Origin of the sequence: Escherichia sp. 10290, assembly GCF_030295155.1 — a bacterium.
GTDB classification, from domain to species: Bacteria; Pseudomonadota; Gammaproteobacteria; order Enterobacterales; family Enterobacteriaceae; genus Escherichia; species Escherichia coli_F.
In genome coordinates this window covers 4,240,946-4,265,406 of sequence record NZ_AP025741.1, presented here as the reverse complement: position 1 = coordinate 4,265,406, position 24,461 = coordinate 4,240,946, and the positions used below count along the sequence as shown (strand labels likewise).

The window sequence follows — 24,461 nt, the reverse complement described above, 5'->3', positions numbered from 1 at the left end:
CGACGTAAACTGTGCGGTAAATTTGCCCACTTGTTTGTAAAGAAAGAGAGACGCATGGATCAGTTCGAATGTATTAACGTTGCCGACGCGCACCAGAAGTTGCAGGAAAAAGAGGCGGTGCTGGTCGATATTCGCGATCCACAGAGTTTCGCAATGGGGCATGCGGTGCAGGCTTTCCATTTAACCAACGACACATTGGGCGCGTTTATGCGTGATAACGACTTCGATACGCCAGTCATGGTGATGTGTTACCACGGTAATAGCAGCAAAGGCGCGGCGCAGTATCTGCTACAACAGGGCTACGATGTGGTCTACAGCATTGATGGCGGCTTTGAAGCCTGGCAGCGTCAGTTTCCTGCAGAGGTGGCGTACGGCGCGTAACGCTTTATACTGTCCCCTTTTGTGTGGAATAAGCGACAGCAACGATGTTGATGATTACCTCTTTTGCTAACCCCCGCGTGGCGCAGGCGTTTGTTGATTACATGGCGACGCAGGGTGTTATCCTCACGATTCAACAACATAACCAAAGCGATGTCTGGCTGGCGGATGAGTCCCAGGCCGAACGCGTGCGGGCGGAGCTGGCGCGTTTTCTCGAAAACCCGGCAGATCCTCGTTATCTGGCGGCCAGCTGGCAGGCGGGCCATACCGGCAGCGGCCTGCATTATCGCCGTTATCCCTTCTTTGCTGCCTTGCGTGAACGCGCAGGTCCGGTGACCTGGGTGATGATGATCGCCTGCGTGGTGGTGTTTATCGCCATGCAAATTCTCGGCGATCAGGAAGTGATGTTATGGCTGGCCTGGCCATTCGATCCGACACTGAAATTTGAGTTCTGGCGTTACTTCACCCACGCGTTAATGCACTTCTCGCTGATGCATATCCTCTTTAACCTGCTCTGGTGGTGGTATCTCGGCGGTGCGGTGGAAAAACGCCTCGGTAGCGGTAAGCTAATTGTCATTACGCTTATCAGCGCCCTGTTAAGCGGCTATGTGCAGCAAAAATTTAGCGGGCCGTGGTTCGGCGGGCTTTCTGGCGTGGTGTATGCACTGATGGGGTACGTCTGGCTACGCGGCGAACGCGATCCGCAAAGTGGCATTTACCTGCAACGTGGGTTAATCATCTTTGCATTGATCTGGATTGTCGCCGGATGGTTTGATTTGTTTGGGATGTCGATGGCGAACGGAGCACACATCGCCGGGTTAGCCGTGGGTTTAGCGATGGCATTTGTTGATTCGCTCAATGCGCGAAAACGAAAATAATTCCAGGGATTTATAAATGAAACAAACACAACGTCACAACGGTATTATTGAACTGGTTAAACAGCAGGGTTATGTCAGCACCGAAGAACTGGTGGAACACTTCTCCGTCAGTCCGCAGACTATTCGTCGTGACCTCAACGAGCTGGCGGAGCAAAACCTGATCCTGCGTCACCATGGCGGCGCGGCACTGCCTTCCAGTTCAGTTAACACGCCGTGGCACGATCGTAAGGCCACCCAGACCGAAGAAAAAGAGCGTATTGCCCGCAAAGTGGCGGAGCAAATTCCTAACGGCTCGACGCTATTTATTGATATCGGCACCACGCCGGAAGCGGTGGCGCACGCGCTGCTTAATCACAGCAATTTGCGCATTGTGACCAACAATCTCAACGTCGCTAACACGCTGATGGTAAAAGAAGATTTTCGCATCATTCTTGCAGGTGGCGAATTACGCAGCCGCGATGGTGGGATCATTGGCGAAGCGACGCTCGATTTTATCTCCCAGTTCCGCCTTGATTTCGGGATTCTGGGGATCAGCGGCATCGATAGCGACGGCTCGCTGCTGGAGTTCGATTACCACGAAGTTCGCACCAAACGCGCTATTATTGAAAACTCGCGCCACGTTATGCTGGTTGTCGATCACTCGAAATTTGGCCGTAATGCGATGGTCAATATGGGCAGCATCAGCATGGTCGATGCCGTCTACACCGACGCCCCGCCACCAGCGAGCGTGATGCAGGTGCTGACAGACCATCATATTCAGCTGGAGCTGTGCTGATCCTGCACGGCTTCCCACGTCAGACCAAAACGCGCCAGGTATTTGCGTAGCCGATCCGCGTCGTTGACGCTGGCTTTGCCCTGGCGCGAAACATCAAAGAGTTCACGCCCGGCAGCGGAAAGCGATTTTGCCTGACGGCAGATAGCGATAACGTGTTCCAGTTGCAGCCGATCAAAGAGGTCGATGTTTTCCGCTTCAGCGCCCAGTAGCTGTGTAAGCACGGAAGGGCGGCTCTCCTGCCAGTTATAGCGCAGACGGTTTATCTCATCTTCTACGGTTTCAAGGGTGATACGCCCACTATCGGCAAACGTCGCCATGCGTGTGACGCTGGCAGAAAGCTCGCGAAAGTTACCGCGCCATGTTGCCTGGGGAGATGTCGCAAAGGCCAGCCAGGCGCGCCTCGCTTCGGTGTTAAAACGCACGCTGTCGCCGGTGAGTGAGGCGTGGCGCTCCACTTCATAATCCAGGTTCGGTTCAATATCTTCCTGGCGCTGGCGTAGCCCCGGCAGGGTGAAGGTCCAGAGATTGATCCGCGCGTACAGGTCTTCGCGAAATTTGCCTTCGGCAACCAGCTGACGCAAATCGCGCACCGTTCCGGCGATCAGCTGAAAATCACTGCTCACCTGGCGATCGCTACCAAACGGGTAAAAGGTTTTCTCTTCAATGGCTTTCAGCAACATCGCCTGTTCGTCTGCGCCCAGTTCGCCAATCTCATCAAGAAACAACATGCCACCGTTGGCGCTGCGTAATAATCCTTCACGAGATTCCCGCGCCCCGGTGAACGCGCCTTTCACATGACCAAACAGCGCGGACATGGCGGTATCGCCACGCAGAGTGGCGCAGTTCACTTCCACAAACTCGCCGCTAAACTGATGCCTCGCCTGTTTTAACTCGAAGATGCGTCGTGCCAGAAACGACTTTCCCGCACCGGTTGGGCCGTTGAGCAGGATCGGCGCGCGGGATCTAATCGCCACTTTTTCGATCTGCTCAATCATGCGGTTGAAATGGGAGTTACGCGTGGCAATGCCGGATTTGAGGAAATCGAGGGTTTGCTGGCGTTCTTCGGCAAAGCGGCTGGCAATAGCGTTATAACGGCTTAAATCGAGATCGATAATCGTCACCGCACCAGGGCTGTTGGGCTGTTCTTTTTTACGCGGTGGCGAAGATTGTATTAACCTGGCGGGCAGGTAACGCGCTTCCGCCAGCAGAAACCAGCAAATCTGCGCGACGTGGGTACCGGTGGTGATGTGAATTAAATAGTCTTCTTTATCAGGTTCGAACGCGTAACCACGGGCGAAATCATGCAGGCAGGCGTAAACCTCCTCGAAATCCCACGGGTTATGCAGTTCAATCTCAACGCTCACCACTTCTGTTTCTGGCGAAACATTGGCGATATCGCGTTTAAGCGTTTCAAACAGCGAGCGTCGTGCAACAATTCCAGTCGATTGATGACTAACGATTCTTGCTGACATAGACAGAGTGACGGACGCCATTTCGACCATCGCTGACTGCCGCGCCCGGCATAATCCAGTACGGTGCCGACAAAGCCAAAAGCCACTGTTTTACGCATCTTAGATATCCTTATAAAAGACGATATTTCATTATCGGTAAATTGGCTTCGTGGAAAATCTCCGTTTACGGACTGGAAGATTTTATCTATTTAAAAACAATGAATTAAAAAATTAATCTGCTTATTTAATTTTCTGGCACGACGGTTGCAATTATCAGGACAGCAAACAACGAAAAGAGAAAAACAAAATGAATTACGAATTACTGACCACTGAAAATGCCCCGGTAAAAATGTGGACCAAAGGCGTGCCGGTAGAGGCCGATGCGCGTCAGCAACTTATTAATACGGCGAAGATGCCGTTTATTTTCAAACATATTGCGGTAATGCCGGATGTACACCTGGGTAAAGGTTCCACCATTGGTAGCGTGATCCCAACCAAAGGAGCGATTATTCCGGCGGCGGTGGGGGTAGATATCGGTTGTGGAATGAACGCACTGCGAACTGCGTTAACGGCGGCTGACCTGCCTGAAAACCTGGCGGAGCTGCGTCAGGCGATTGAAACTGCCGTGCCGCACGGACGTTCCAATAATCGTAGCCGTCGTGATAAAGGCGCATGGGAGCATCCGCCTGTTAACGTCGATGCTAAATGGGCCGAGCTGGAAGCTGGTTATCAGTGGTTAACGCAAAAATATCCGCGTTTCCTTAACACTAATAACTATAAACATCTGGGAACGCTGGGAACGGGTAACCACTTTATTGAAATCTGCCTTGATGAGTCGGACCAGGTGTGGATTATGCTGCACTCCGGTTCACGCGGAATTGGTAATGCCATCGGGACTTACTTTATCGATCTGGCACAAAAAGAGATGCAGGAAACGCTTGAAACGTTGCCATCGCGTGACCTGGCGTACTTTATGGAAGGTACGGAATACTTTGATGATTACCTGAAAGCGGTGGCCTGGGCGCAGCTTTTTGCCAGCCTTAACCGCGATGCGATGATGGAAAATGTGGTAACGGCGTTGCAGAGCGTTACGCAGAAAACGGTAAGACAGCCACAAACGCTGGCGATGGAAGAGATCAACTGTCACCACAACTATGTGCAAAAAGAACAGCACTTTGGCGAAGAGATCTATGTGACGCGTAAAGGCGCGGTGTCTGCGCGTGCTGGTCAATATGGAATTATTCCCGGTTCGATGGGGGCGAAAAGCTTTATTGTCCGTGGGCTGGGAAATGAAGAGTCGTTCTGTTCGTGCAGCCACGGTGCCGGGCGGGTAATGAGCCGTACTAAAGCGAAAAAACTGTTCAGCGTGGAAGATCAAATTCGTGCCACCGCGCATGTGGAATGCCGTAAAGATGCCGAAGTGATCGACGAAATCCCGATGGCGTATAAAGATATCGACGCGGTGATGGCGGCACAAAGCGATCTGGTGGAAGTTATCTACACCCTGCGTCAGGTGGTGTGTGTAAAAGGATAAATGATGAAAAGGATGATTGCGCTGGATGGCGCACAGGGCGAAGGCGGCGGGCAGATCCTGCGTTCGGCACTGAGTCTGTCGATGATAACCGGCAAGCCATTTACCATCACCGGCATTCGCGCCGGGCGGGCGAAACCGGGGCTGTTGCGCCAGCATCTGACGGCTGTAAAGGCGGCGACGGAAATTTGCGGAGCAACGGTGGAGGGCGCGGAGCTGGGGTCGCAGCGTCTGGTCTTCCGGCCCGGTACCGTGCGCGGTGGCGACTACCGCTTTGCTATTGGTAGCGCCGGAAGTTGCACGCTGGTACTACAAACGGTACTGCCCGCGCTGTGGTTTGCCGATGGTCCTTCGTGTGTTGAAGTGAGCGGAGGTACCGATAACCCGTCGGCCCCGCCTGCGGATTTTATCCGCCGGGTGCTGGAGCCGCTGCTGGCGAAAATGGGAATTCATCAGCAAACCACATTATTACGCCACGGTTTTTATCCTGCCGGAGGCGGCGTGGTGGCGAAGGAAGTCTCGCCCGTGGCATCGTTTAACACCTTGCAACTTGGCGAGCGCGGGAACATTGTGCAGATGCGTGGAGAGGTGCTACTGGCTGGTGTGCCACGCCATGTCGCTGAGCGTGAAATCGCTACGCTGGCGGGTAGTTTTTCCCTGCATGAGCAAAATATTCATAACCTGCCGCGCGACCAGGGGCCGGGTAATACCGTCTCGCTGGAAGTCGAAAGTGAAAATATCACTGAACGCTTTTTTGTCGTCGGTGAAAAGCGAGTCAGTGCCGAGGTGGTCGCGGCACAGTTAGTGCAAGAAGTTAAACGCTACCTTGCAAGCCCGGCGGCGGTGGGGGAATATCTCGCCGACCAGCTGGTACTGCCAATGGCGCTGGCGGGGGCGGGAGAATTTACGGTCGCCCATCCCTCATGCCATCTGTTGACCAATATCGCGGTGGTGGAGCGTTTTTTGCCAGTGCGGTTTAGTCTGACTGAAGCAGACAGCGTAACGCGGGTGAGCATTGAATGATGCAGAGATGTAAGCCGGATCCGACGTATTATCCGGCTAAACTCACACCCCATATCCCATCATCTTCAGCAGTTTCTGCGCGTGTTGTACCGCGGCCTGACGGTGGGCGACACCGAGTTTTTGGTACAGATTGCGGATATGCGTTTTGATGGTGGTTGCCGCCACTTCCAGCTCGCCTGCAATTTGTTCATTGCTGTAACCGGAGTAAATCAGCCCCAATACCTGCCATTCGCGTTGGGTCAGCGGGCTGGTACGGATCAATTCTGGTACTTCCGGATGATTTAGCAGACGTTCAACGAAATTCTCATCAAAATGGGCGAATTTATGCCGATGATGTTGATTTATTTCCCGCAGAATACGCTGTGCACGGTGCTGTTCCAGCTCAGGCAACGTATTGAGTTGAATCAGTTGGCGTAACTGTTGCGCCATCGCTTCGCCTTCGATGACAAAGTGACTGATAAATCCGGTACGATTCGCCAGTTTTAATGCCTCCAGCAACACACGCTGGGCATCATTTTTGCGACCGGCCTGCCAGTATAGTTGATTAAGCAGCAACAGGTTACGGTTGAGATCGCTCATTAACCGCAGACTGCGGGCGTTTTCATTGAGTTCTTCAAGAACAATTTCTGCCGGTTCAAACTCGCCCAGCAATATTTGTGCACGGGCGATGTTGCGCCATTGACCTTGCAGGAAGTGGTTATTCGCAAACTCCGGTTTGGCTGTGTGACGCAACCAGTTAGCGGCGGCAGCTTTGTCGCCGGTCATTTGCCAGTAAATGACCCGGACTTTGTTGGCGTTAGAGATCCAGTCGCTGTGATATTTGCCATTTCCCAGCAGGTTTTCCAGACGATTCAGTTGGCTACGGGCGTTATCCAAATCACCTCGGGCCAGCGAGCATTGAATCAACATTGCCAGGCACTGGAGCTGTTGCTGTGGCTGATAAGACGACAAAACTTCAATCCCGCTGCGTGCCGATGCTTCGGCTTCGTCCAGCCGTGCCCAGGCCCATAACAGTTGTGCTCGGATACGTACCAGAAATTCATGCATTGGCAGCTGTTCCAGATGCTGCTCGTTGATCAGCTGGAATGCTTTTTCCTGCGTTTCCCACGCGGTTTGCAGGAAACCCTGAGCAAACAGAATTTCGCTTTGCTGGATTAAACTCCACAAAGCGTAGTGCCAGACATCGTGCTGGCGTGCCATCTGTTCGGTTTGCTGCATTAACGCCAGCGAGCGGGTCAGTTCCCCTTTGCAGTGCAATACTTCACCCAACACCGAAGTTGCTACAATGCGGCTGTAGAACCAGCCGGGAGGCAGTTCTTCCAGTGCCAGTTTTGCCAGCCGTTCAGCTTCATCCGGGTTACCATCGTTAATTGCCACCTGGGCGCGCAGAGCATTAAATTCTGCGTGCATAGTGCCTTCTCTGATGTCTTTGATTTCATGTTCAGCACGAGCCAGCAGGGTGTTTACTTCGCCGTAGCGATGCTGGCTTTGCATCAGCCACGCTTGTAATAACACCAACTGCGGATTTTCCAGCAAACTCTCCCATGGCAGGGCTTTAAGTGACTCTTCAAGTAGCGAAAGTTCGCTGTGGTTGAACAAACTCCAGGCGTGATTAAGCAGAATATCGCGCAGCATCAGCGCATCGCCTGCCGCCAGTGCATGATGAATCGCTTCGCTGGGGAATCCCTGGGCCATCCAGCTTTCTGCGGCGGCACTGTGGATTTTCGGCAGCTCCGCCGCCAGTTCCCACTGGCAGCGCTGGCGCAGGAAGTTGCCAAACAGCGGGTGATAGCAGAACCACTCGCCGCTATCATCCATCCGCTGTAAAAACAGCCCCTGACGCTCAATCTCTTCGAGGCGCATTTGCCCGTTTTCTTCGCCGGTCACACGAGTGATGAGTGCATCGTTCATTGAGCGCAAAATGGCGCTTTTCAACAGAAAATGGCGCGTTGCGAGATCGACGTTGTCCAAAACCTCATCGACCAGATAATCCGAAAGATGACTGGCATTGATTCCCGCCAGGCGACGTGCCGACTTATGGGCTGAGTGGGTATTCTGCCGGGCGGAGAGGGCAATTAACTGTAGCGCAGTCGCCCAACCGGAAACGTCATCGCAAATCCGACTGCTTTCTGCGGCTTCAATCGGCGATGACAGGCGGCAATCAAAAAACTGCTTCGCTTCCTGGTGGGTAAACGCCAGTTGCTGACTGCCAATTTCCAGCAGTTGGTCGCGAACACGCAGATTGGCAATGCCCAGTTGCGGAAGATTGCGTGACAGCACCACCAGGGTGAGATTTTCTGGTTGATGGCGAATAAAGAAGCGCATTGACTCGTGGATCACCGGATTAGTGATCAGATGGTAGTCATCGATGACCAGATAAAGTGGGCTATGCCATTCCGCCAGCTCAATGAAAAGCTGGGCAAAGAGTGACGTCAGGCTGGCATATTGCCGTTTTTGCGCCATCGTCTCACAAATCGCACAGTGACCGTTGGTTGCCTGTTGCACGGCGGCAATGAAATAGCTGGCGAAACGCTCTTGCTGGTTATCGCCCTCATCCAGCGAGTACCAGCCCAAATCGTTTTTGCCTGCCGCCCATTGAGAAATGAGCGTGGTTTTTCCGTAGCCCGCAGGACTCGTGATCAGCGCCAGCCGGAAGTTGTTCGCGCCGGAAAGTTTAGCCAGCAGGCGCTCACGAACCACGGTATGGTCGAGTCGAACCGGACGACTTAATTTTGACGGAATCAGCATAGTTAATCACTTCACTGTGGAAAATGAGGAAATATTATTTTTTTTGCGCTTCGTAATTAATGGTTATAAGGTCGGCCAGAAACCCTTCTAATGCAAGCGATGACGTTTTTTTATGTGTCTGAATTTGCACTGTGTCACAATTCCAAATGTTTATTAACAACTCACCTAATAACGACGCTGATGCAGCGAGAATACTGGGTTTTACGGTATTTTCCTCATGTTCATCAGTTTCATTTAAGCAAGGGAGTCTTCTCAATTCCTGATGAAAGAGCCATCTAAAAAGAGGATCTTAATAAACCTATTAAGAATGAGATGGAGCAAACTGGATGTTTTACTTATGAAACTGTTTCACTCCTTTACTTAATTTATAGAGTTACCTTCCGCCTTTTGAAAATACACAACGGCCATTTTTTGCACTTAGATACAGATTTTCTGCGCTGTATGGCATTGATTTGCTGCTAATCCTGTGGATTGCACTAGGTTTAAGTGGTCGAGATCACATTTCCTTGCTCATCCCCGCAACTCCTCCCTGCCTAATCCCCCGCAGGATGAGGAAGGTCAACATCGAGCCTGGCAAACTAGCGATAACGTTGTGTTGAAAATCTAAGAAAAGTGGAACTCCTATGTCACAACCTATTTTTAACGATAAGCAATTTCAGGAAGCGCTTTCACGTCAGTGGCAGCGTTATGGCTTAAATTCTGCGGCTGAAATGACCCCTCGCCAGTGGTGGCTGGCAGTGAGTGAAGCCCTGGCGGAAATGCTACGTGCCCAGCCATTCGCTAAACCGGTGGCCAATCAGCGACATGTTAACTACATCTCAATGGAGTTTTTGATTGGACGCCTGACGGGTAACAACCTGTTGAATCTTGGCTGGTATCAGGATGTACAGGATTCGTTGAAGGCTTATGACATCAACCTGACTGACCTGCTGGAAGAAGAGATCGACCCGGCGCTGGGTAACGGTGGTCTGGGACGTCTGGCTGCGTGCTTCCTCGACTCAATGGCAACTGTCGGTCAGTCTGCGACGGGTTATGGTCTTAACTATCAATATGGCTTGTTCCGCCAGTCTTTTGTCGATGGCAAACAGGTTGAAGCGCCGGATGACTGGCATCGCGGTAACTACCCGTGGTTCCGCCACAACGAAGCACTGGATGTGCAGGTAGGAATTGGCGGTAAAGTGACGAAAGACGGACGCTGGGAGCCGGAATTTACCATTACCGGTCAAGCGTGGGATCTTCCCGTTGTCGGTTATCGTAATGGCGTGGCGCAGCCGCTGCGTCTGTGGCAGGCGACGCATGCGCATCCGTTTGATCTGACAAAATTTAACGACGGTGATTTCCTGCGTGCCGAACAACAGGGCATCAACGCGGAAAAACTGACCAAAGTTCTCTATCCAAACGACAACCATACTGCCGGTAAAAAGCTGCGCCTGATGCAGCAATACTTCCAGTGTGCTTGTTCGGTAGCGGATATTCTGCGTCGCCATCATTTGGCGGGGCGTAAACTGCACGAGCTGGCAGATTACGAAGTTATTCAGCTGAACGATACCCACCCGACTATCGCGATTCCAGAGCTGCTGCGCGTGCTGATTGATGAGCATCAGATGAGCTGGGATGACGCCTGGGCCATCACCAGCAAAACTTTTGCTTACACCAACCATACCCTTATGCCAGAAGCGCTGGAACGCTGGGATGTGAAGCTAGTGAAAGGCTTACTGCCGCGCCACATGCAGATTATTAACGAAATCAATACTCGCTTTAAAACGCTGGTGGAGAAAACCTGGCCGGGCGATGACAAAGTGTGGGCCAAACTGGCGGTGGTGCACGACAAACAGGTGCATATGGCGAACCTGTGTGTAGTTGGCGGTTTCGCGGTGAACGGTGTAGCGGCGCTGCATTCAGATCTGGTGGTGAAAGATCTGTTCCCGGAATATCACCAGCTGTGGCCGAACAAATTCCATAACGTCACCAATGGTATTACCCCTCGTCGCTGGATCAAACAGTGCAACCCGGCACTTGCGGCTCTGTTGGATAAATCACTGGAAAAAGAGTGGGCTAACGATCTCGATCAACTGATCAATCTGGAAAAATTCGCTGATGACGCGAAATTCCGTCAGCAATATCGCGAGATCAAGCAGGCGAATAAAGTCCGTCTGGCGGAGTTTGTGAAAGTTCGTACCGGTATTGAGATCAATCCTCAGGCGATTTTCGATATTCAGATCAAACGCTTGCATGAGTACAAACGTCAGCACCTGAATCTGCTGCATATTCTGGCGTTGTACAAAGAGATTCGTGAAAACCCGCAGGCTGACCGCGTACCGCGCGTCTTCCTCTTCGGCGCGAAAGCGGCACCGGGCTACTACCTGGCGAAGAATATTATCTTTGCGATCAACAAAGTGGCTGATGTGATCAACAACGATCCACAGGTTGGCGATAAGTTGAAGGTGGTGTTCCTGCCGGATTATTGCGTTTCGGCGGCGGAAAAACTGATCCCGGCGGCGGATATCTCCGAACAAATTTCGACTGCAGGTAAAGAAGCTTCCGGTACCGGCAATATGAAACTGGCGCTCAATGGTGCGCTTACTGTCGGTACGCTGGATGGTGCTAACGTCGAAATCGCCGAAAAAGTTGGTGAAGAAAATATCTTTATTTTTGGTCATACCGTGGAACAAGTGAAGGCAATTCTGGCCAAAGGCTACGACCCGGTGAAATGGCGGAAGAAAGATAAGGTGCTGGACGCAGTATTGAAAGAGCTGGAAAGCGGTAAATACAGCGACGGCGATAAGCATGCCTTCGACCAGATGCTGCACAGTATCGGCAAACAGGGCGGCGATCCGTATCTGGTAATGGCGGATTTCGCAGCCTATGTAGAGGCACAAAAGCAGGTGGATGTGCTGTACCGCGACCAGGAGGCCTGGACTCGCGCGGCGATCCTCAATACCGCCCGCTGCGGTATGTTTAGCTCGGATCGCTCTATTCGCGATTATCAGGCTCGTATCTGGCAGGCAAAACGCTAAGGAAGCTCGATGGAAAGCAAACGTCTGGATAATGCCGCGCTGGCGGCGGGGATCAGCCCCAATTACATCAATGCCCACGGTAAACCGCAGTCGATTAGCGCCGAAACCAAACGGCGTTTGCTTGACGCGATGCATCAACGTATCGCCACGAAAGTGGCGGTAACGCCAGTCCCGAATGTCATGGTCTATATCAGCGGCAAAAAAATGCCGATGGCGGTGGAGGGCAGCGGCGAGTATAGCTGGCTGCTGACCACTGAAGAAGGAACGCAGTACAAAGGCCATGTAACGGGGGGCAAAGCGTTCAATTTACCGACGAAGTTGCCGGAAGGTTATCACACGTTGACACTCACCCAGGACGACCAGCGCGCGCATTGTCGGGTGATTGTCGCCCCGAAACGCTGTTACGAACCGCAGGCGTTGCTGAATAAACAAAAACTGTGGGGCGCCTGCGTCCAGCTTTATACGCTGCGATCGGAAAAAAACTGGGGTATTGGGGATTTTGGCGATCTCAAAGTGATGCTGGTGGATGTGGCAAAACGTGGCGGGGCTTTCATCGGTCTGAACCCGATTCATGCGCTCTATCCGGCAAATCCGGAAAGTGCCAGTCCGTATAGCCCGTCTTCTCGTCGCTGGCTAAATGTGGTTTATATCGACGTTAACGCCGTCGAAGATTTCCATCTTAGCGAAGAGGCTCAGGCCTGGTGGCAGTTACCGACCACGCAACAGACGCTGCAACAGGCACGGGATGCCGACTGGGTCGATTACTCCACCGTTACTGCGCTGAAAATGACAGCATTGCGGATGGCGTGGAAAGGTTTTGCGCAACGTGATGATGAGCAGATGGCCGCGTTTCGCCAGTTTGTTGCAGAGCAGGGCGACAGCCTGTTCTGGCAGGCGGCGTTTGACGCGTTACATGCCCAGCAAGTGAAAGAAGACGAAATGCGCTGGGGCTGGCCTGCATGGCCAGAGATGTATCAGAACGTGGATTCACCAGAAGTGCGTCAGTTCTGCGAAGAACATCGTGATGACGTCGATTTTTATCTCTGGTTGCAGTGGCTGGCTTACTGCCAGTTTGCCGCCTGCTGGGAGATAAGCCAGGGCCATGAAATGCCGATTGGCTTGTACCGTGATCTGGCGGTTGGCGTAGCAGAGGGTGGAGCAGAAACCTGGTGCGACCGGGAGTTGTATTGCCTGAAAGCGTCGGTGGGCGCACCGCCGGATATCCTCGGCCCGTTGGGGCAGAACTGGGGATTGCCGCCGATGGATCCGCATATCATCACCGCGCGTGCCTATGAACCGTTTATCGAGCTGTTGCGTGCCAATATGCAAAACTGCGGCGCGTTGCGAATTGACCATGTGATGTCGATGCTGCGTTTGTGGTGGATACCGTATGGCGAGACGGCAGATCAGGGCGCGTATGTTCACTATCCGGTAGATGATCTGCTCTCGATTCTGGCACTCGAAAGTAAGCGCCATCGCTGCATGGTGATTGGTGAAGACCTCGGCACTGTACCGGTAGAGATTGTCGGTAAACTGCGCAGCAGCGGTGTGTACTCCTACAAAGTGCTCTATTTCGAAAGTGACCACGAGAAGACATTCCGCGCGCCGAAAGCGTATCCGGAGCAGTCGATGGCGGTTGCGGCGACACACGACCTGCCTACACTGCGTGGCTACTGGGAGAGCGGGGATTTAACACTGGGCAAAACGCTGGGGCTGTACCCGGATGAAGTGGTATTGCGCGGTCTGTATCAGGATCGCGAACTGGCGAAGCAAGGGTTACTGGATGCACTGCATAAACATGGTTGCCTGCCAAAACGTGCGGGGCATAAGGCATCGTTAATGTCGATGACGCCGATGCTTAATCGTGGTTTGCAACGTTATATCGCTGATAGTAACAGTGCTCTGTTAGGGCTACAGCCAGAAGACTGGCTGGATATGGCCGAACCGGTAAATATTCCCGGAACCAGTTACCAGTATAAAAACTGGCGACGTAAGCTTTCTGCAACGCTTGAGTCGATGTTTGCCGATGATGGCGTGAACAAGTTGCTGAAGGATTTGGACAGACGGCGCAGAGCGGCTGCGAAGAAGCAGTAGAGAGCGGTTGATGCCGGATGCGATGCATCCGGCAGTCAGTGTTATCAAATCACCATATTCAGCAGCAGACAGCCTACCAGACCGCACACCGAGATAATGGTTTCCAGCATCGACCAGGACTTGATGGTCTCGCCGATAGTCAGGTTAAAGTACTCTTTGAACAGCCAGAAGCCCGGATCGTTCACGTGAGAGAAAATCACACTACCGGAACCAACCGCAATAACCATCAGTTCCGGGCTAACACCCGTCGTTGCAATTAGTGGTGCCGCGATACCCCCCGCAGTGATTGCCGCAACGGTTGCGGAACCCAGCGCGATACGCAGTACGGCGGCAATCGACCAGGCCATCAGCAGCGGAGAAATGTTGGTTTCGTGCATCATGGAAGCAATGTATTTGTCCACGCCGCTGTCTACCAGCACCTGCTTGAACGCACCGCCACCACCGATGATCAACAGCATCATCGCGATGATTTTGATGGAAGAAACCAGCGTGTCGTTAATCTGATCCATTGAACGACCACGGTTCAGACCAAAGGTGAACATCGCAATCAGCACGGCAATCAGCGTTGCCATTACCGGGTCACCGAGGAACTCCGCCACCGGCAGGAAAGCGTGACCTTTCGGCAGGATCATTTCGGCAATTGCACGCATCGCCATCAGCACAACCGGCACCAGAGAAGTCCAGACGCTGACGCCAAAGCTTGGCATCTCTTCTTCGCTGAAGGTTTTCGCGCTGTACAGACCTTCCGGGATTGGCTTATCGATACCTTTCAGCACGCGAGCGTAAACCGGACCCGCGAGAATAACGGTCGGGATTGCCAGAATAGTTCCGTACAGCAGGGTCTTACCCATATCGGCATTGAAAATGGTGGCAATCGCAGTTGGGCCCGGATGTGGCGGCAGGAAGCCGTGGGTCACAGACAGCGCAGCCGCCATTGGTACACCAACATACAGCAGCGGAATATTCGCGGAAGCCGCGATGGTAAACACCAGCGGCAGCATTAGCACGAAGCCCACTTCATAGAACAGGGCAAAACCGACAGTAAAACCGGTTAAAACTACCGCCCATTGGATGTGTTTTTTACCAAATTTGGCAATCAGCGTGGTGGCGATACGTTGTGCACCACCGCAGTCTGCCAGCATTTTGCCCAGCATCGCGCCAAAACCCATGATCAGGGCAAGGCTACCGAGCGTCCCGCCGACACCAGCTTTGATGGAGCCAATAACTTTATCCAGCGGCATTCCCTGCATTAATCCAACAGCAAGCGCCACGAGGACGAGAGCGATGAATCCGTTCATTTTGAAGCGGATCATCAGGAGCAACAACAAGATTACACCGATAGCAACAATGACTAATGGCATGATTTACCTGGCCTTTCATTTGTTATGGGTAACGTCAATTTTCTGACGACAAACTCTAATTATCCCAATCGGGAACAGAGATATTGCGGCACCACGACTGATACCCACTAAAACTAATTATTGTAGTCAGATGTCAGGAGTATGTTTGGTACCCACGTGAATGATACGGGTAACATCTGGCGTTTGAGAATCACCAGAGCGGGGTAAATTTAAATTATGAGAGGTTGGTCATATTATCGCGGGGAAACGTATGGACTGGATTTGCCGAGGCAATGTAGCGCCAACGCCTGGCAGACGGCCCGATAAGACGCTTTAGCGTCGCATCGGGCAATCTATAAAAGAGAGGATAACTTAGTAGTAAGAGTGTTCGCCGCGCTGGTGTTCGGTGAGATCGCGTACACCTTTCAGCTCCGGGAATTCGTTCAGCAGCTGCTTTTCGATCCCTTCTTTCAGCGTCACATCGACCATTGAACAACCGTTACAACCGCCGCCAAATTGCAGAATGGCGTAACCGTCTTCGGTGATTTCCATCAGCGAAACGCGACCACCGTGACCGGCAAGCTGTGGGTTGATCTGCGACTGCAGCATATACTCCACGCGCTCCATCAGCGGCGCATCGTCAGCTACTTTGCGCATTTTGGCGTTTGGGGCTTTCAGCGTCAGCTGAGAACCCAACTGGTCGGTAACAAAGTCGATCTCTGCATCTTCCAGGTAAGGCGCGCTTAACTCATCAACATACGCGGTCAGCAGGTCAAATTTCAGGGCAGTGTCGGTGGCTTCCACAGCGTCCGGCGGACAATAAGAAACACCACATTCAGCGTTAGGCGTGCCAGGGTTAATCACAAATACGCGGATTTGTGTCCCTTCTTCCTGATTTGCCAGCAGTTTGGCAAAGTGCGCTTGTGCAGCATCGGAAATACGGATCATAGTAATGGCCTAATAGTTGACTATTTTAGTTGGTTATAATACGCCCATCATCGAGGCTCTACAAGGTTCGACAAAGGCACCAGACCTGGACAGTCGCCGCACCATTGCGTAAAAGCAACTGCGCAATCTCTGCGACGGTACTTCCGGTGGTAACGACATCATCCACTATCACCATATGGCGACCTTGCACCGGCAATTCAAGGCGAAAGGCATTTTTCAGGTTGCGTTTGCGCAGCCGGGCGCTAAGAAAATGCTGGGTCGCAGTGGCCCGTGTACGTGTGACGGCTTCGCTATCCCATTGGCAGTGCAACCAGCGTGATAACGGCTGACACAGCAAATCGCTCTGATTAAATCCCCGACGCCAGTGACGCCGCTGCCATAACGGCACGCTGATGATGCGGTCCGGCAATTGCAAACCGGTGGCGCGACGAGCGTGTAAGACTTCCAATAGTAACAGACGTGACAGGGCGCTGGCGATTTCGCAACGCCGGGAAAACTTAAGCTGGTGGATGAGCGGACTTAACGGTGGTGCATAGTCGGCAACCGTGACCAGTCTTTGCCACGGCGGTGGTTTTTGCAGGCAGCGACCACAGGGAAGATGGGAGTGTGTTGCGGGTAATCCACATTGTGGGCATAACGTTTTATCTGTACGGGTGGCGCGAGAGCATACCGAACAAATCCCCCAATGACCTAACGCCAGGGGCATTCGGCATAGCCAGCATAATCCCGGTACTGTTAGCATATGTTCATCCTTGTAAGTAAAAAGAGAACAATAGCGGATGAATAACATCTGGTGGCAGACCAAAGGTCAGGGGAATGTTCATCTTGTGCTGCTGCACGGATGGGGACTGAATGCCGAAGTGTGGCGTTGCATTGATGAGGAACTTAGCTCGCATTTTACGCTGCATCTCGTTGATCTGCCCGGCTTCGGGCGCAGCCAGGGATTTGGTGCGATGTCACTTGCTGATATGGCTGAAGTCGTGCTGCGACAAGCGCCGGACAAAGCTATCTGGTTAGGCTGGAGTTTGGGCGGACTGGTGGCAAGCCAGATTGCGTTAACCCATCCCGAGCGGGTTCAGGCGCTGGTCACCGTGGCGTCGTCGCCATGTTTTAGTGCTCGTGACGATTGGCCGGGGATAAAACCGGACGTGCTGGCTGGTTTCCAGCAGCAACTCAGTGAAGATTTTCAGCGTACGGTGGAGCGGTTCCTGGCGTTACAAACCATGGGTACTGAAACGGCACGCCAGGATGCGCGAGCGCTGAAGAAAACCGTTCTGGCGCTGCCGATGCCGAAGGTTGACGTGCTCAATGGTGGGCTGGAAATACTGAAAACGGTCGATCTCCGCCAGCCGCTGCAAAACGTGTCCATGCCGTTTTTGCGATTGTATGGCTATCTCGATGGTCTGGTGCCGCGCAAAGTGGTGCCGATGCTGGATAAACTCTGGCCACACAGCGAGTCGTACATCTTCGCCAAAGCGGCCCATGCGCCGTTTATTTCGCATCCGGACGAGTTTTGTCACCTGCTGGTGGCGTTGAAGCAGAGGGTGTAGACAGCTGTTGAAATGGCGAGACAGAACTTTACTGGCTCGCCGCAGCCAACTCCTCTTCTGACACCCCGGTAAAACGCATGATGTCCGCAAGAGGGACTCCGGATTCAAGCATTATTTTGGCTATATGCAAGGCTTTGGATTGTTCCCCTTCTTGCCGCAATCTTTCCGCAATAGTCATTAAACTCTCCTTGTGTTTCGGTGAACGTTCGGCCACACCATCGATAAAATCATTAAAACGTACTGCATCGCCAGTTTGCAGTATGTAATTAAACAGCCCTTTGATTTGTCTGTCATTAGCGTATCCACTACTTAATAAGCAGGCCATTTGCTCTACCAGCCCCATCAGGTCGCGTTGACGTATATGTTTTTGGATTAACTCCAGCAGCGCCATACGTCGGTGCTGCATGATTTCATCATCAGGCATGACAGTGACATCAATCAGCGGGAATGCAGAGGCATAAAGCTGTCTGGCCAGTTTGGGATCGGCGAAACAATCCAGCCAACACAGTGAATAGGGATATGGGCTTTCAATGCCGTGGTAAAACAACAATGGCACCACCATCGGCAACGTTTTGTATCCGGCATCCAGGTGATTTTGCATTGCGGCAATGGCGTAACGCATCATGCGAAATGCGATCAGTTTGTTTGAGGTGCTTTGATGTTCAATCAGACAATAGATATATCCCGGTCCTTGTTCCGTTTTCACCGACCACAGCACGTCGGAATAGCTTTCACGCAGATCGTCATCAATAAAGCTGCTCGACTCCAGCTTGAGGGTTTTCATATCACAGAGCGCGTGAATAGGTGCCGGTAAATGGAACGCAAGAAAATCGCGCGCCGTCTCCGGTTGGCGTAAAAAGAGTTTGAACAGCGCATCGTGTGGGGTGGAACTCTGCTTTTTGCTCATGGCGTTCCTTCACCTGTTGTTTGAATGCCGCGACTCTACGCGCCACTCCACACCTGTGCATTAGCGAGTTTTCATCCCTGCGAGACGCTTTCAGAGGAACTTACGTTGTACTGCAAGAGTTGCATTTTTATGGAAAGCCGCACGCAAAAAAGCCCGGTTGCAAACGCATACCGGGCTTTCAAAACAGGTAGTAAAACAAGGTTAACGTAACGCCCACCACTCACGCAGACAGGCTTTGCCTTCCGGGCAGCTTTTACAACTGCCAGAGAGGCAGCCGTCAGGTTCTTCCTGAATCCGCACGGCTTTGCCCATACTTTCCAGCTGTTGCAGCATGGCGTTAATCATTGGCTGCGGGGTGTTCAGTGTCTGGCTTATCTGGGCCGCTTCCATACGGCCCCGTAATGCCAGCAAATCACGCACCTGAATGAGCGAAGCCATTGCTGTATCCTTAGTGGCAATCGCCAGTGGTGCTGGCTGCACAGCAACTGCTTACCGATTTGCGTGTTGCCAGCAGTTCGATATCGACCCGGCTACGTGCGCGACGCAGCAAACCGATGACCACGATGTTAAACAGGATAACCGCCAGAATGCATACCAGACTGTAAGTTGGATGCTGGCTGTAGCTGGCGACCTGGTAGAACAATGTTGCCAACGAGTAAGCGATATTTAGCCCCCACAGGATGGAGAAGCCCATCCAGCCACGGCTTGATTCACGGGCGATGGCCCCCATCACCGAGATACACGGTACATACAGCAGAACGAAAATCAGGTAGCTGTAAGCAGCTGCTGCGCTTCCAAATTTCTGATCCATCACGCCCATCGCTCCGGTACCCATTTCACCGTCGCCTTTGCTCGCTTCAATGGGGTTCATCAGTACGCTAAGACTGAAGGTGTCTTTCAGACTCTGCCAGGTTTCATCTACCGCGCTGAATAGCTCTTCACCGAGGTTAAATTCCGCCGGATTGAACTCTTCGTCCTGAATATTTTCTGCGGTGTAGAGGGTGTTGAGCGTACCCACCACCACTTCTTTCGCCATTGCGCCCGTGAACAGGCCAACCGTTGCCTGCCAGTTATCTTCATGTACACCAATCGGCTTGAAAACTGGGGTGATCACCCGGCTGACAGAAGCCAGTGCCGAGTCGTTGATGTTATCGACGATTTTCCCGCTCAGAGAGAAGCTGTTGAAAGCGCTCAGGAAAATGCTGACGATGATAATCACTTTACCAGCACGCAGAACGAAGCCTTTCAGACGCTGCCAGGTCTGGATAATCAGGCTTTTAACGTGTGGTACATGGTAGACCGGTAGCTCCATGACAAACGGCGTCGCTTCACCGCGCATGATGGTGTACTTGAGCATCAGGCCAGTCAGCACCGCCATCACAATACCGAGCATATACAGCGAGAAGACCGCCAGCGCACCGTTCTGCCCGAAGAAGGCAGCCGCGAATACGGCGAAGATAGCCAGACGCGCGCCGCAGGACATAAACGGTGCCATCATGATGGTCATCAGACGTTCACGCGGTGCATCAAGCGTACGTGCGCCCATTACCGACGGTACGTTACAACCGAAACCAACGATCAGCGGTACAAAGGATTTCCCGGGCAAGCCCAGCGCCTGCATCAGACGGTCCATCACAAACGCCGCACGCGCCATATAGCCGGAGTCCTCGAGGAAGGAGAGGAACAGGTACATCATGCCGATCTGTGGCACCAGTGGCAGAACGGTGTTAATACCGCCACCCAAGCCCTGGGCGAGGAAGATAGTCAGCCAGTCCGGGAAGTGGAGCGTGTAGCCAATCCACTGAATACCATGCACAAATAGCGCCACGGAGCCGACGTCAAACAGCGGCTGTAACGCCCCGCCGATGTTGATAGCCAGCAGGAACATCAGGTACATCACAAAGAGGAAAATCGGCAGACCGAGGAAACGGTTGAGCACGATTTTATCTACCGCAGTGGTGAAACGGCTGGGTTCTGCCGTCAGGGTGTTGCTTACCACATCACAGATGGCAGCAATGCACTGGTAACGCGCATCGGCAATGTGCAGCGCCGGATCGTCCATCTCATTACGCAGACGGGCGAGGGCGGCATCAAGATGCTGCGACGCTTCACCGGCGTAGGCGCGGCTGTAGATATCGCCTTCCAGCATTTGCAGGCCCAGCCAGCGACGTTGTTTGAGCGGGATGTCGGAAGGCATCACTTTTGCCAGTGAATCTGCTTCGTTGAGCAGCGGCTGTGCGTAATGCACCAGTTCCACATTCTCGTTAGCTTTATAGCGATCAATCGCCAGCTTGAGCGCTTCAATACCGCGACCACGAGTTGAAACCAGCGGGATCACCGGGCAGCCAAGACGCGCCGACAGAGCATCAATTTCAATGCGAATATTTTGCTTCTCGGCAATGTCGAGCATGTTCAGCGCCACGATGCAGGGAATGCCGAGTTCCAGCAGTTGTAGCGTCAGGTACAGGTTACGCTCAAGGTTAGACGCATCCACCACGTTAATCAGCAGGTCAGCGTCGCCACTCAAAATGTAGTGACAGGCGATTTGCTCATCGAGCGAGGTCTGCGATGAGATGGTGGTCAGAGAATAGGTGCCGGGGAGGTCCACCAGCGTGACCTGATGATCGGTGGTGGAGAATTGCCCTTCTTTACGTTCGACGGTAACGCCAGCCCAGTTACCTACACGCTGACGTGCGCCAGTGAGCTGGTTAAATAAGGTTGTCTTGCCAGAATTTGGATTACCAATTAAGCCAATGGTTAATTTTTTCATTGTTGTTATCACCGTATTAACAGGAAACCGCTTCCACTTCTAATAAGGCCAGATCTTTTTTGCGTAATACCAGGCTCACACGACGGGTTTCGATATGAATGGGGTCGCCAAGTGGAGCGACGCGCACCACATTAAAAGAGGAGCCAGGTAACATGCCAAGAGAAAGCAGTTTTTGGCGATATGCCGGGCTGATTTCACGGGAAAAGCCAGTGATTTTCCACGCAGTATCTGGAGTGTATTGCATAGGTGCCTACTTGTTTCTCATTAACTGGATAACTACCTCATGGGGCGTTTGACAGCGACATGAGACCAGATGATTTGCCAACGAAGGAGAGATTAAATAATCAACAACACAATGATAATGAGAATGGTTTCTATCAGCAATACTTAAAATGTGTGCGAATGTTGGTTTAGATAATAATCTGCGTGAATGTTGATGTGGCTCAAGGTTATATCGCAGCGAAAATATAATTCGAATGGCGAATTATCAGGGCGGGTTAATGTTTAATTAAGGTTTCATTTGTTAATGAAGTGATAAATATTGACGAAATATAGTGTGAGTTTGGTTGTGGAATAAAAATGCCGGAGATATTCTCCGGCATTTTTATGTCAGGCATGGCGTTCGTTGCCAGATGCGGCGTGAACGCCTTATCTGGCAGGTTTACGTTTGTCTATCAGGGCGTTTAACGTTTTTTGCCCATTGCTGCCGCCAGCGCATCCATCATTGCGCTATTACCGGCAGGCTGCGCTTCACGCCCGCGCGGTTTGGCTGCCGGGCGGTTGTTTTGCGGGCGTTCATTACCGCCCCCGCGACGGGCGTTGGTTTCGCCAGGCTGCTCGTCCAGACGCATAGTCAGGGCGATACGTTTACGCTGAAGATCCACTTCCAGCACTTTCACCTTCACAATGTCGCCCGCTTTCACCACGGTATGCGGATCTTCCACAAACTTGTTCGACAATGAAGAGATGTGAACCAGGCCGTCCTGATGTACGCCAATATCAACAAAAGCACCAAAATTGGTGACGTTGGTCACCGCACCTTCGAGGATCATACCCGGTTGCAGGTCGTTCATTGTCTCGACGCCATCGGCAAACTGGGCGGTTTTAAATTCCGGACGCGGATCGCGACCCGGTTTTTCCAGCTCTTTGATGATGTCAGTTACCGTCGGCACACCGAATTTCTCATCAGTAAAGTCAGACGCTTTCAGGTTACGCAGTTCGCTGCTGTTACCCATCAGATCTTTCAGTGCCTGCTGTGTTGCTGCCAGAATGCGTTCCACCACCGGATAGGCTTCCGGGTGAACAGTAGAGGCGTCCAGCGGGTTGTCACCGTGGTTAATGCGCAAGAAGCCTGCGCACTGCTCGAAGGCTTTTGGCCCCAGGCGGCTCACTTTTAACAGTTGCTGGCGGTTCTGGAACTGGCCGTTCTCATCGCGCCAGGCCACAATGTTTTGCGCCATCATGCGCGTCAGGCCCGCCACTCGGGTTAACAGCGGAACGGAAGCGGTGTTGAGATCGACGCCAACGGCGTTTACGCAGTCTTCTACTACTGCATCCAGTTTGCGGGCCAGCTGCGTCTGGCTGACGTCATGCTGATACTGACCTACGCCGATAGATTTCGGATCGATTTTCACCAGCTCCGCCAGCGGATCCTGCAAACGACGGGCGATAGACACCGCGCCACGCAGCGAAACATCGAGATCCGGGAACTCCTGCGCCGCCAGTTCGGAAGCCGAGTAAACCGACGCGCCTGCTTCGCTGACGATCACTTTCTGTGCGGTCACTTTCGGAAACTGCTTCTGAACGTCGAGATAGAAACGCTCGGTTTCGCGGGAAGCCGTACCGTTACCGATTGCCACCAGTTCAACGTTATGTTTTTCACACAAGGCAGCAACGGTCATCGCTGCTTTTGCGGCTTGTCCGGTGTGCGGATAAATGGTGTCGGTCGCCACCAGTTTACCCGTCGCATCGACTACCGCTACTTTTACCCCGGTACGCAGACCCGGATCGAGGCCCATCGTTGCACGCAGTCCGGCAGGGGCCGCCATCAGAAGATCGTGCAGGTTACGGGCAAAGACGTTGATTGCTTCATCTTCCGCGCGTTCACGCACTGTGCCCATCAGTTCGGTTTCCAGATGCATCAGCACCTTGATGCGCCACGTCCAGCTCACCACGCCTTTGCGCCAGCTATCCGCCGGGGCATTGTTCAGGCGCAGGCCAAGGTGATCCATGATGATTTGCTCGCAGTAGCTCTCTTTTGGCGGTTCGTCGAACTGCGGATCGGCATTCAGCGAAAGTTGGAGTACGCCTTCGTTACGCCCACGGAACATCGCCAGCGCGCGGTGAGAAGGCACCGTTGACAGCGGTTCGTGATGATCGAAATAGTCGCGGAATTTCGCCCCTTCCTCTTCTTTACCGTTCACCACCGTAGAAACCAAATGCGCGTTCTTCCACAGATAATCACGCACTTTCGCCAGCAGCGCGGCATCTTCGGCAAACCGTTCCATCAGGATATAGCGCGCGCCGTCCAGCGCGGCTTTGGTATCTGCTACGCCTTTATCGGCATCAACATATTGTGCAGCGGCGACTTCTGGCGTGTGCGACGGATCGTTCCACAGTAGGTCGGCCAACGGCTCAAGCCCTGCTTCAATGGCGATTTGCCCGCGGGTGCGGCGTTTAGGTTTGTAGGGCAGGTAGAGGTCTTCGAGTTCGGTTTTACTTAAGGTGGCGTTGATAGCATTCGCCAGTTCGTCGGTCAGTTTGCCTTGCTCGGAAATGGACTTGAGGATTGCCTGACGTCTCTCTTCCAGCTCGCGCAGATAGCTCAGACGCGTTTCCAGATTACGCAACTGCGTGTCATCCAGACCGCCGGTGATTTCCTTACGATAACGTGCGATAAACGGCACAGTATTCCCTTCGTCAAGCAGGCGAACGGCAGCGTCAACCTGTTCCGGGCGCGCCTGAATTTCACCCGCAATAATGCGGCAGAACGAATCATTCATCATGGTTTGAGTTCATCTTTTCGGATCAAAAATCAGGGGATAGTTATAC

Annotated in this window: 17 protein-coding genes and 1 pseudogene; 8 read left to right on the top strand and 10 right to left on the bottom strand. The window is 52.7% G+C overall.

The genetic code is table 11. The annotated features are described in order from the left end of the window. Nucleotides 1-54: 54 nt before the first annotated feature. From glpE to QUE74_RS21585, 3 genes are read left to right on the top strand one after another with little or no spacing between them, the layout of a single operon-like run. Nucleotides 55-381 carry a thiosulfate sulfurtransferase GlpE gene (glpE, locus tag QUE74_RS21595; RefSeq protein WP_000371928.1) on the top strand — a complete coding sequence of 109 codons (327 nt, stop codon included), beginning with the start codon at nt 55-57 and terminating at the stop codon, nt 379-381. Between the two features lie 44 nt (nt 382-425). After that, nucleotides 426-1,256 (top strand): rhomboid family intramembrane serine protease GlpG, encoded by an 831-nt coding sequence (gene glpG / locus QUE74_RS21590; protein WP_000928723.1) that lies wholly within the window; start codon nt 426-428, stop codon nt 1,254-1,256. Between the two features lie 16 nt (nt 1,257-1,272). Then, nucleotides 1,273-2,031, top strand: coding sequence for a DeoR/GlpR family transcriptional regulator (locus tag QUE74_RS21585; protein WP_000815098.1), 759 nt, complete (start codon nt 1,273-1,275; stop codon nt 2,029-2,031). Here the strand turns inward: QUE74_RS21585 and rtcR are convergent. Then, nucleotides 2,013-3,601: pseudogene (gene rtcR, locus QUE74_RS21580) on the bottom strand (DNA-binding transcriptional regulator RtcR). The gene QUE74_RS21585 and the pseudogene rtcR sit on opposite strands and share 19 nt — an antisense overlap. Nucleotides 3,602-3,789: 188 nt before the next feature. On the opposite strand from rtcR, the gene rtcB reads away from it, so the two are divergent. Together rtcB and rtcA are read left to right on the top strand one after the other, a co-directional pair. After that, nucleotides 3,790-5,016, top strand: coding sequence for an RNA-splicing ligase RtcB (rtcB, locus tag QUE74_RS21575; RefSeq protein WP_001105449.1), 1,227 nt, complete (start codon nt 3,790-3,792; stop codon nt 5,014-5,016). A gap of 3 nt (nt 5,017-5,019) precedes the next feature. Next, complete coding sequence (rtcA, locus tag QUE74_RS21570) at nt 5,020-6,036, top strand: RNA 3'-terminal phosphate cyclase (protein WP_001355001.1); 1,017 nt, start codon at nt 5,020-5,022, stop codon at nt 6,034-6,036. Nucleotides 6,037-6,078: 42 nt separating this feature from the next. Here rtcA and malT read toward each other — a convergent pair whose 3' ends face one another. Beyond that, nucleotides 6,079-8,784 carry an HTH-type transcriptional regulator MalT gene (gene malT, locus QUE74_RS21565; RefSeq protein ID WP_000907017.1) on the bottom strand — a complete coding sequence of 902 codons (2,706 nt, stop codon included), beginning with the start codon at nt 8,782-8,784 and terminating at the stop codon, nt 6,079-6,081. Between the two features lie 623 nt (nt 8,785-9,407). Here malT and malP point away from each other — a divergent pair. Beyond that, complete coding sequence (gene malP / locus QUE74_RS21560; protein WP_000081880.1) at nt 9,408-11,801, top strand: maltodextrin phosphorylase; 2,394 nt, start codon at nt 9,408-9,410, stop codon at nt 11,799-11,801. A 9-nt stretch (nt 11,802-11,810) separates the two neighbouring features. Next, nucleotides 11,811-13,895, top strand: a complete 2,085-nt coding sequence (gene malQ, locus QUE74_RS21555; protein WP_000444298.1) for a 4-alpha-glucanotransferase — start codon at nt 11,811-11,813, stop codon at nt 13,893-13,895. Nucleotides 13,896-13,939: 44 nt separating this feature from the next. Here the strand turns inward: malQ and gntT are convergent, their stop codons facing one another. The 3 genes from gntT to gntX form a co-directional block, all read right to left on the bottom strand. Beyond that, entirely contained in the window at nt 13,940-15,256 is a 1,317-nt protein-coding gene (gene gntT, locus QUE74_RS21550; RefSeq protein ID WP_001131758.1) for a gluconate transporter, read from the bottom strand. A 351-nt stretch (nt 15,257-15,607) separates the two neighbouring features. Then, nucleotides 15,608-16,183 (bottom strand): Fe-S biogenesis protein NfuA, encoded by a 576-nt coding sequence (gene nfuA, locus QUE74_RS21545; RefSeq protein WP_000619389.1) that lies wholly within the window; start codon nt 16,181-16,183, stop codon nt 15,608-15,610. 58 nt (nt 16,184-16,241) lie between these two features. Next, nucleotides 16,242-16,925: a DNA utilization protein GntX gene (gene gntX, locus QUE74_RS21540; RefSeq protein ID WP_001355000.1), complete on the bottom strand. Its 684-nt coding sequence runs from the start codon at nt 16,923-16,925 to the stop codon at nt 16,242-16,244. A 37-nt stretch (nt 16,926-16,962) separates the two neighbouring features. On the opposite strand from gntX, the gene bioH reads away from it, so the two are divergent. Continuing rightward, a complete protein-coding gene (gene bioH, locus QUE74_RS21535) occupies nt 16,963-17,733 on the top strand; it encodes a pimeloyl-ACP methyl ester esterase BioH (protein ID WP_001060062.1) in 771 nt (256 codons plus the stop codon). Nucleotides 17,734-17,761: 28 nt separating this feature from the next. Here the strand turns inward: bioH and rpnA are convergent, their stop codons facing one another. From rpnA to QUE74_RS21510, 5 genes are all read right to left on the bottom strand, one after another. Further along, nucleotides 17,762-18,640, bottom strand: coding sequence for a recombination-promoting nuclease RpnA (gene rpnA, locus QUE74_RS21530; RefSeq protein WP_000039089.1), 879 nt, complete (start codon nt 18,638-18,640; stop codon nt 17,762-17,764). A 201-nt stretch (nt 18,641-18,841) separates the two neighbouring features. After that, the gene (gene feoC, locus QUE74_RS21525; protein ID WP_000157586.1) at nt 18,842-19,078 is read right to left on the bottom strand and encodes a [Fe-S]-dependent transcriptional repressor FeoC; all 237 of its coding nucleotides are present in this window, start codon (nt 19,076-19,078) and stop codon (nt 18,842-18,844) included. 10 nt (nt 19,079-19,088) lie between these two features. Continuing rightward, nucleotides 19,089-21,410 (bottom strand): Fe(2+) transporter permease subunit FeoB, encoded by a 2,322-nt coding sequence (gene feoB / locus QUE74_RS21520; protein ID WP_000737014.1) that lies wholly within the window; start codon nt 21,408-21,410, stop codon nt 19,089-19,091. Nucleotides 21,411-21,426: 16 nt separating this feature from the next. Further along, nucleotides 21,427-21,654 (bottom strand): ferrous iron transporter A, encoded by a 228-nt coding sequence (gene feoA, locus QUE74_RS21515; protein WP_001200455.1) that lies wholly within the window; start codon nt 21,652-21,654, stop codon nt 21,427-21,429. Nucleotides 21,655-22,093: 439 nt separating this feature from the next. Continuing rightward, the gene (locus QUE74_RS21510; protein WP_000980750.1) at nt 22,094-24,415 is read right to left on the bottom strand and encodes a Tex family protein; all 2,322 of its coding nucleotides are present in this window, start codon (nt 24,413-24,415) and stop codon (nt 22,094-22,096) included. Nucleotides 24,416-24,461: the final 46 nt, after the last annotated feature.

Excerpts from the sequence above, each read along its gene's own strand:
- glpE (WP_000371928.1), top strand. The coding sequence starts at position 55 with ATGGATCAGTTCGAATGTATTAACGTTGCCGACGCGCACCAGAAGTTG.
- glpG (WP_000928723.1), top strand. The coding sequence starts at position 426 with ATGTTGATGATTACCTCTTTTGCTAACCCCCGCGTGGCGCAGGCGTTT.
- QUE74_RS21585 (WP_000815098.1), top strand. The coding sequence starts at position 1,273 with ATGAAACAAACACAACGTCACAACGGTATTATTGAACTGGTTAAACAG.
- rtcB (WP_001105449.1), top strand. The coding sequence starts at position 3,790 with ATGAATTACGAATTACTGACCACTGAAAATGCCCCGGTAAAAATGTGG.
- rtcA (WP_001355001.1), top strand. The coding sequence starts at position 5,020 with ATGAAAAGGATGATTGCGCTGGATGGCGCACAGGGCGAAGGCGGCGGG.
- malT (WP_000907017.1), bottom strand. The coding sequence starts at position 8,784 with ATGCTGATTCCGTCAAAATTAAGTCGTCCGGTTCGACTCGACCATACC.
- malP (WP_000081880.1), top strand. The coding sequence starts at position 9,408 with ATGTCACAACCTATTTTTAACGATAAGCAATTTCAGGAAGCGCTTTCA.
- malQ (WP_000444298.1), top strand. The coding sequence starts at position 11,811 with ATGGAAAGCAAACGTCTGGATAATGCCGCGCTGGCGGCGGGGATCAGC.
- gntT (WP_001131758.1), bottom strand. The coding sequence starts at position 15,256 with ATGCCATTAGTCATTGTTGCTATCGGTGTAATCTTGTTGTTGCTCCTG.
- nfuA (WP_000619389.1), bottom strand. The coding sequence starts at position 16,183 with ATGATCCGTATTTCCGATGCTGCACAAGCGCACTTTGCCAAACTGCTG.
- gntX (WP_001355000.1), bottom strand. The coding sequence starts at position 16,925 with ATGCTAACAGTACCGGGATTATGCTGGCTATGCCGAATGCCCCTGGCG.
- bioH (WP_001060062.1), top strand. The coding sequence starts at position 16,963 with ATGAATAACATCTGGTGGCAGACCAAAGGTCAGGGGAATGTTCATCTT.
- rpnA (WP_000039089.1), bottom strand. The coding sequence starts at position 18,640 with ATGAGCAAAAAGCAGAGTTCCACCCCACACGATGCGCTGTTCAAACTC.
- feoC (WP_000157586.1), bottom strand. The coding sequence starts at position 19,078 with ATGGCTTCGCTCATTCAGGTGCGTGATTTGCTGGCATTACGGGGCCGT.
- feoB (WP_000737014.1), bottom strand. The coding sequence starts at position 21,410 with ATGAAAAAATTAACCATTGGCTTAATTGGTAATCCAAATTCTGGCAAG.
- feoA (WP_001200455.1), bottom strand. The coding sequence starts at position 21,654 with ATGCAATACACTCCAGATACTGCGTGGAAAATCACTGGCTTTTCCCGT.
- QUE74_RS21510 (WP_000980750.1), bottom strand. The coding sequence starts at position 24,415 with ATGATGAATGATTCGTTCTGCCGCATTATTGCGGGTGAAATTCAGGCG.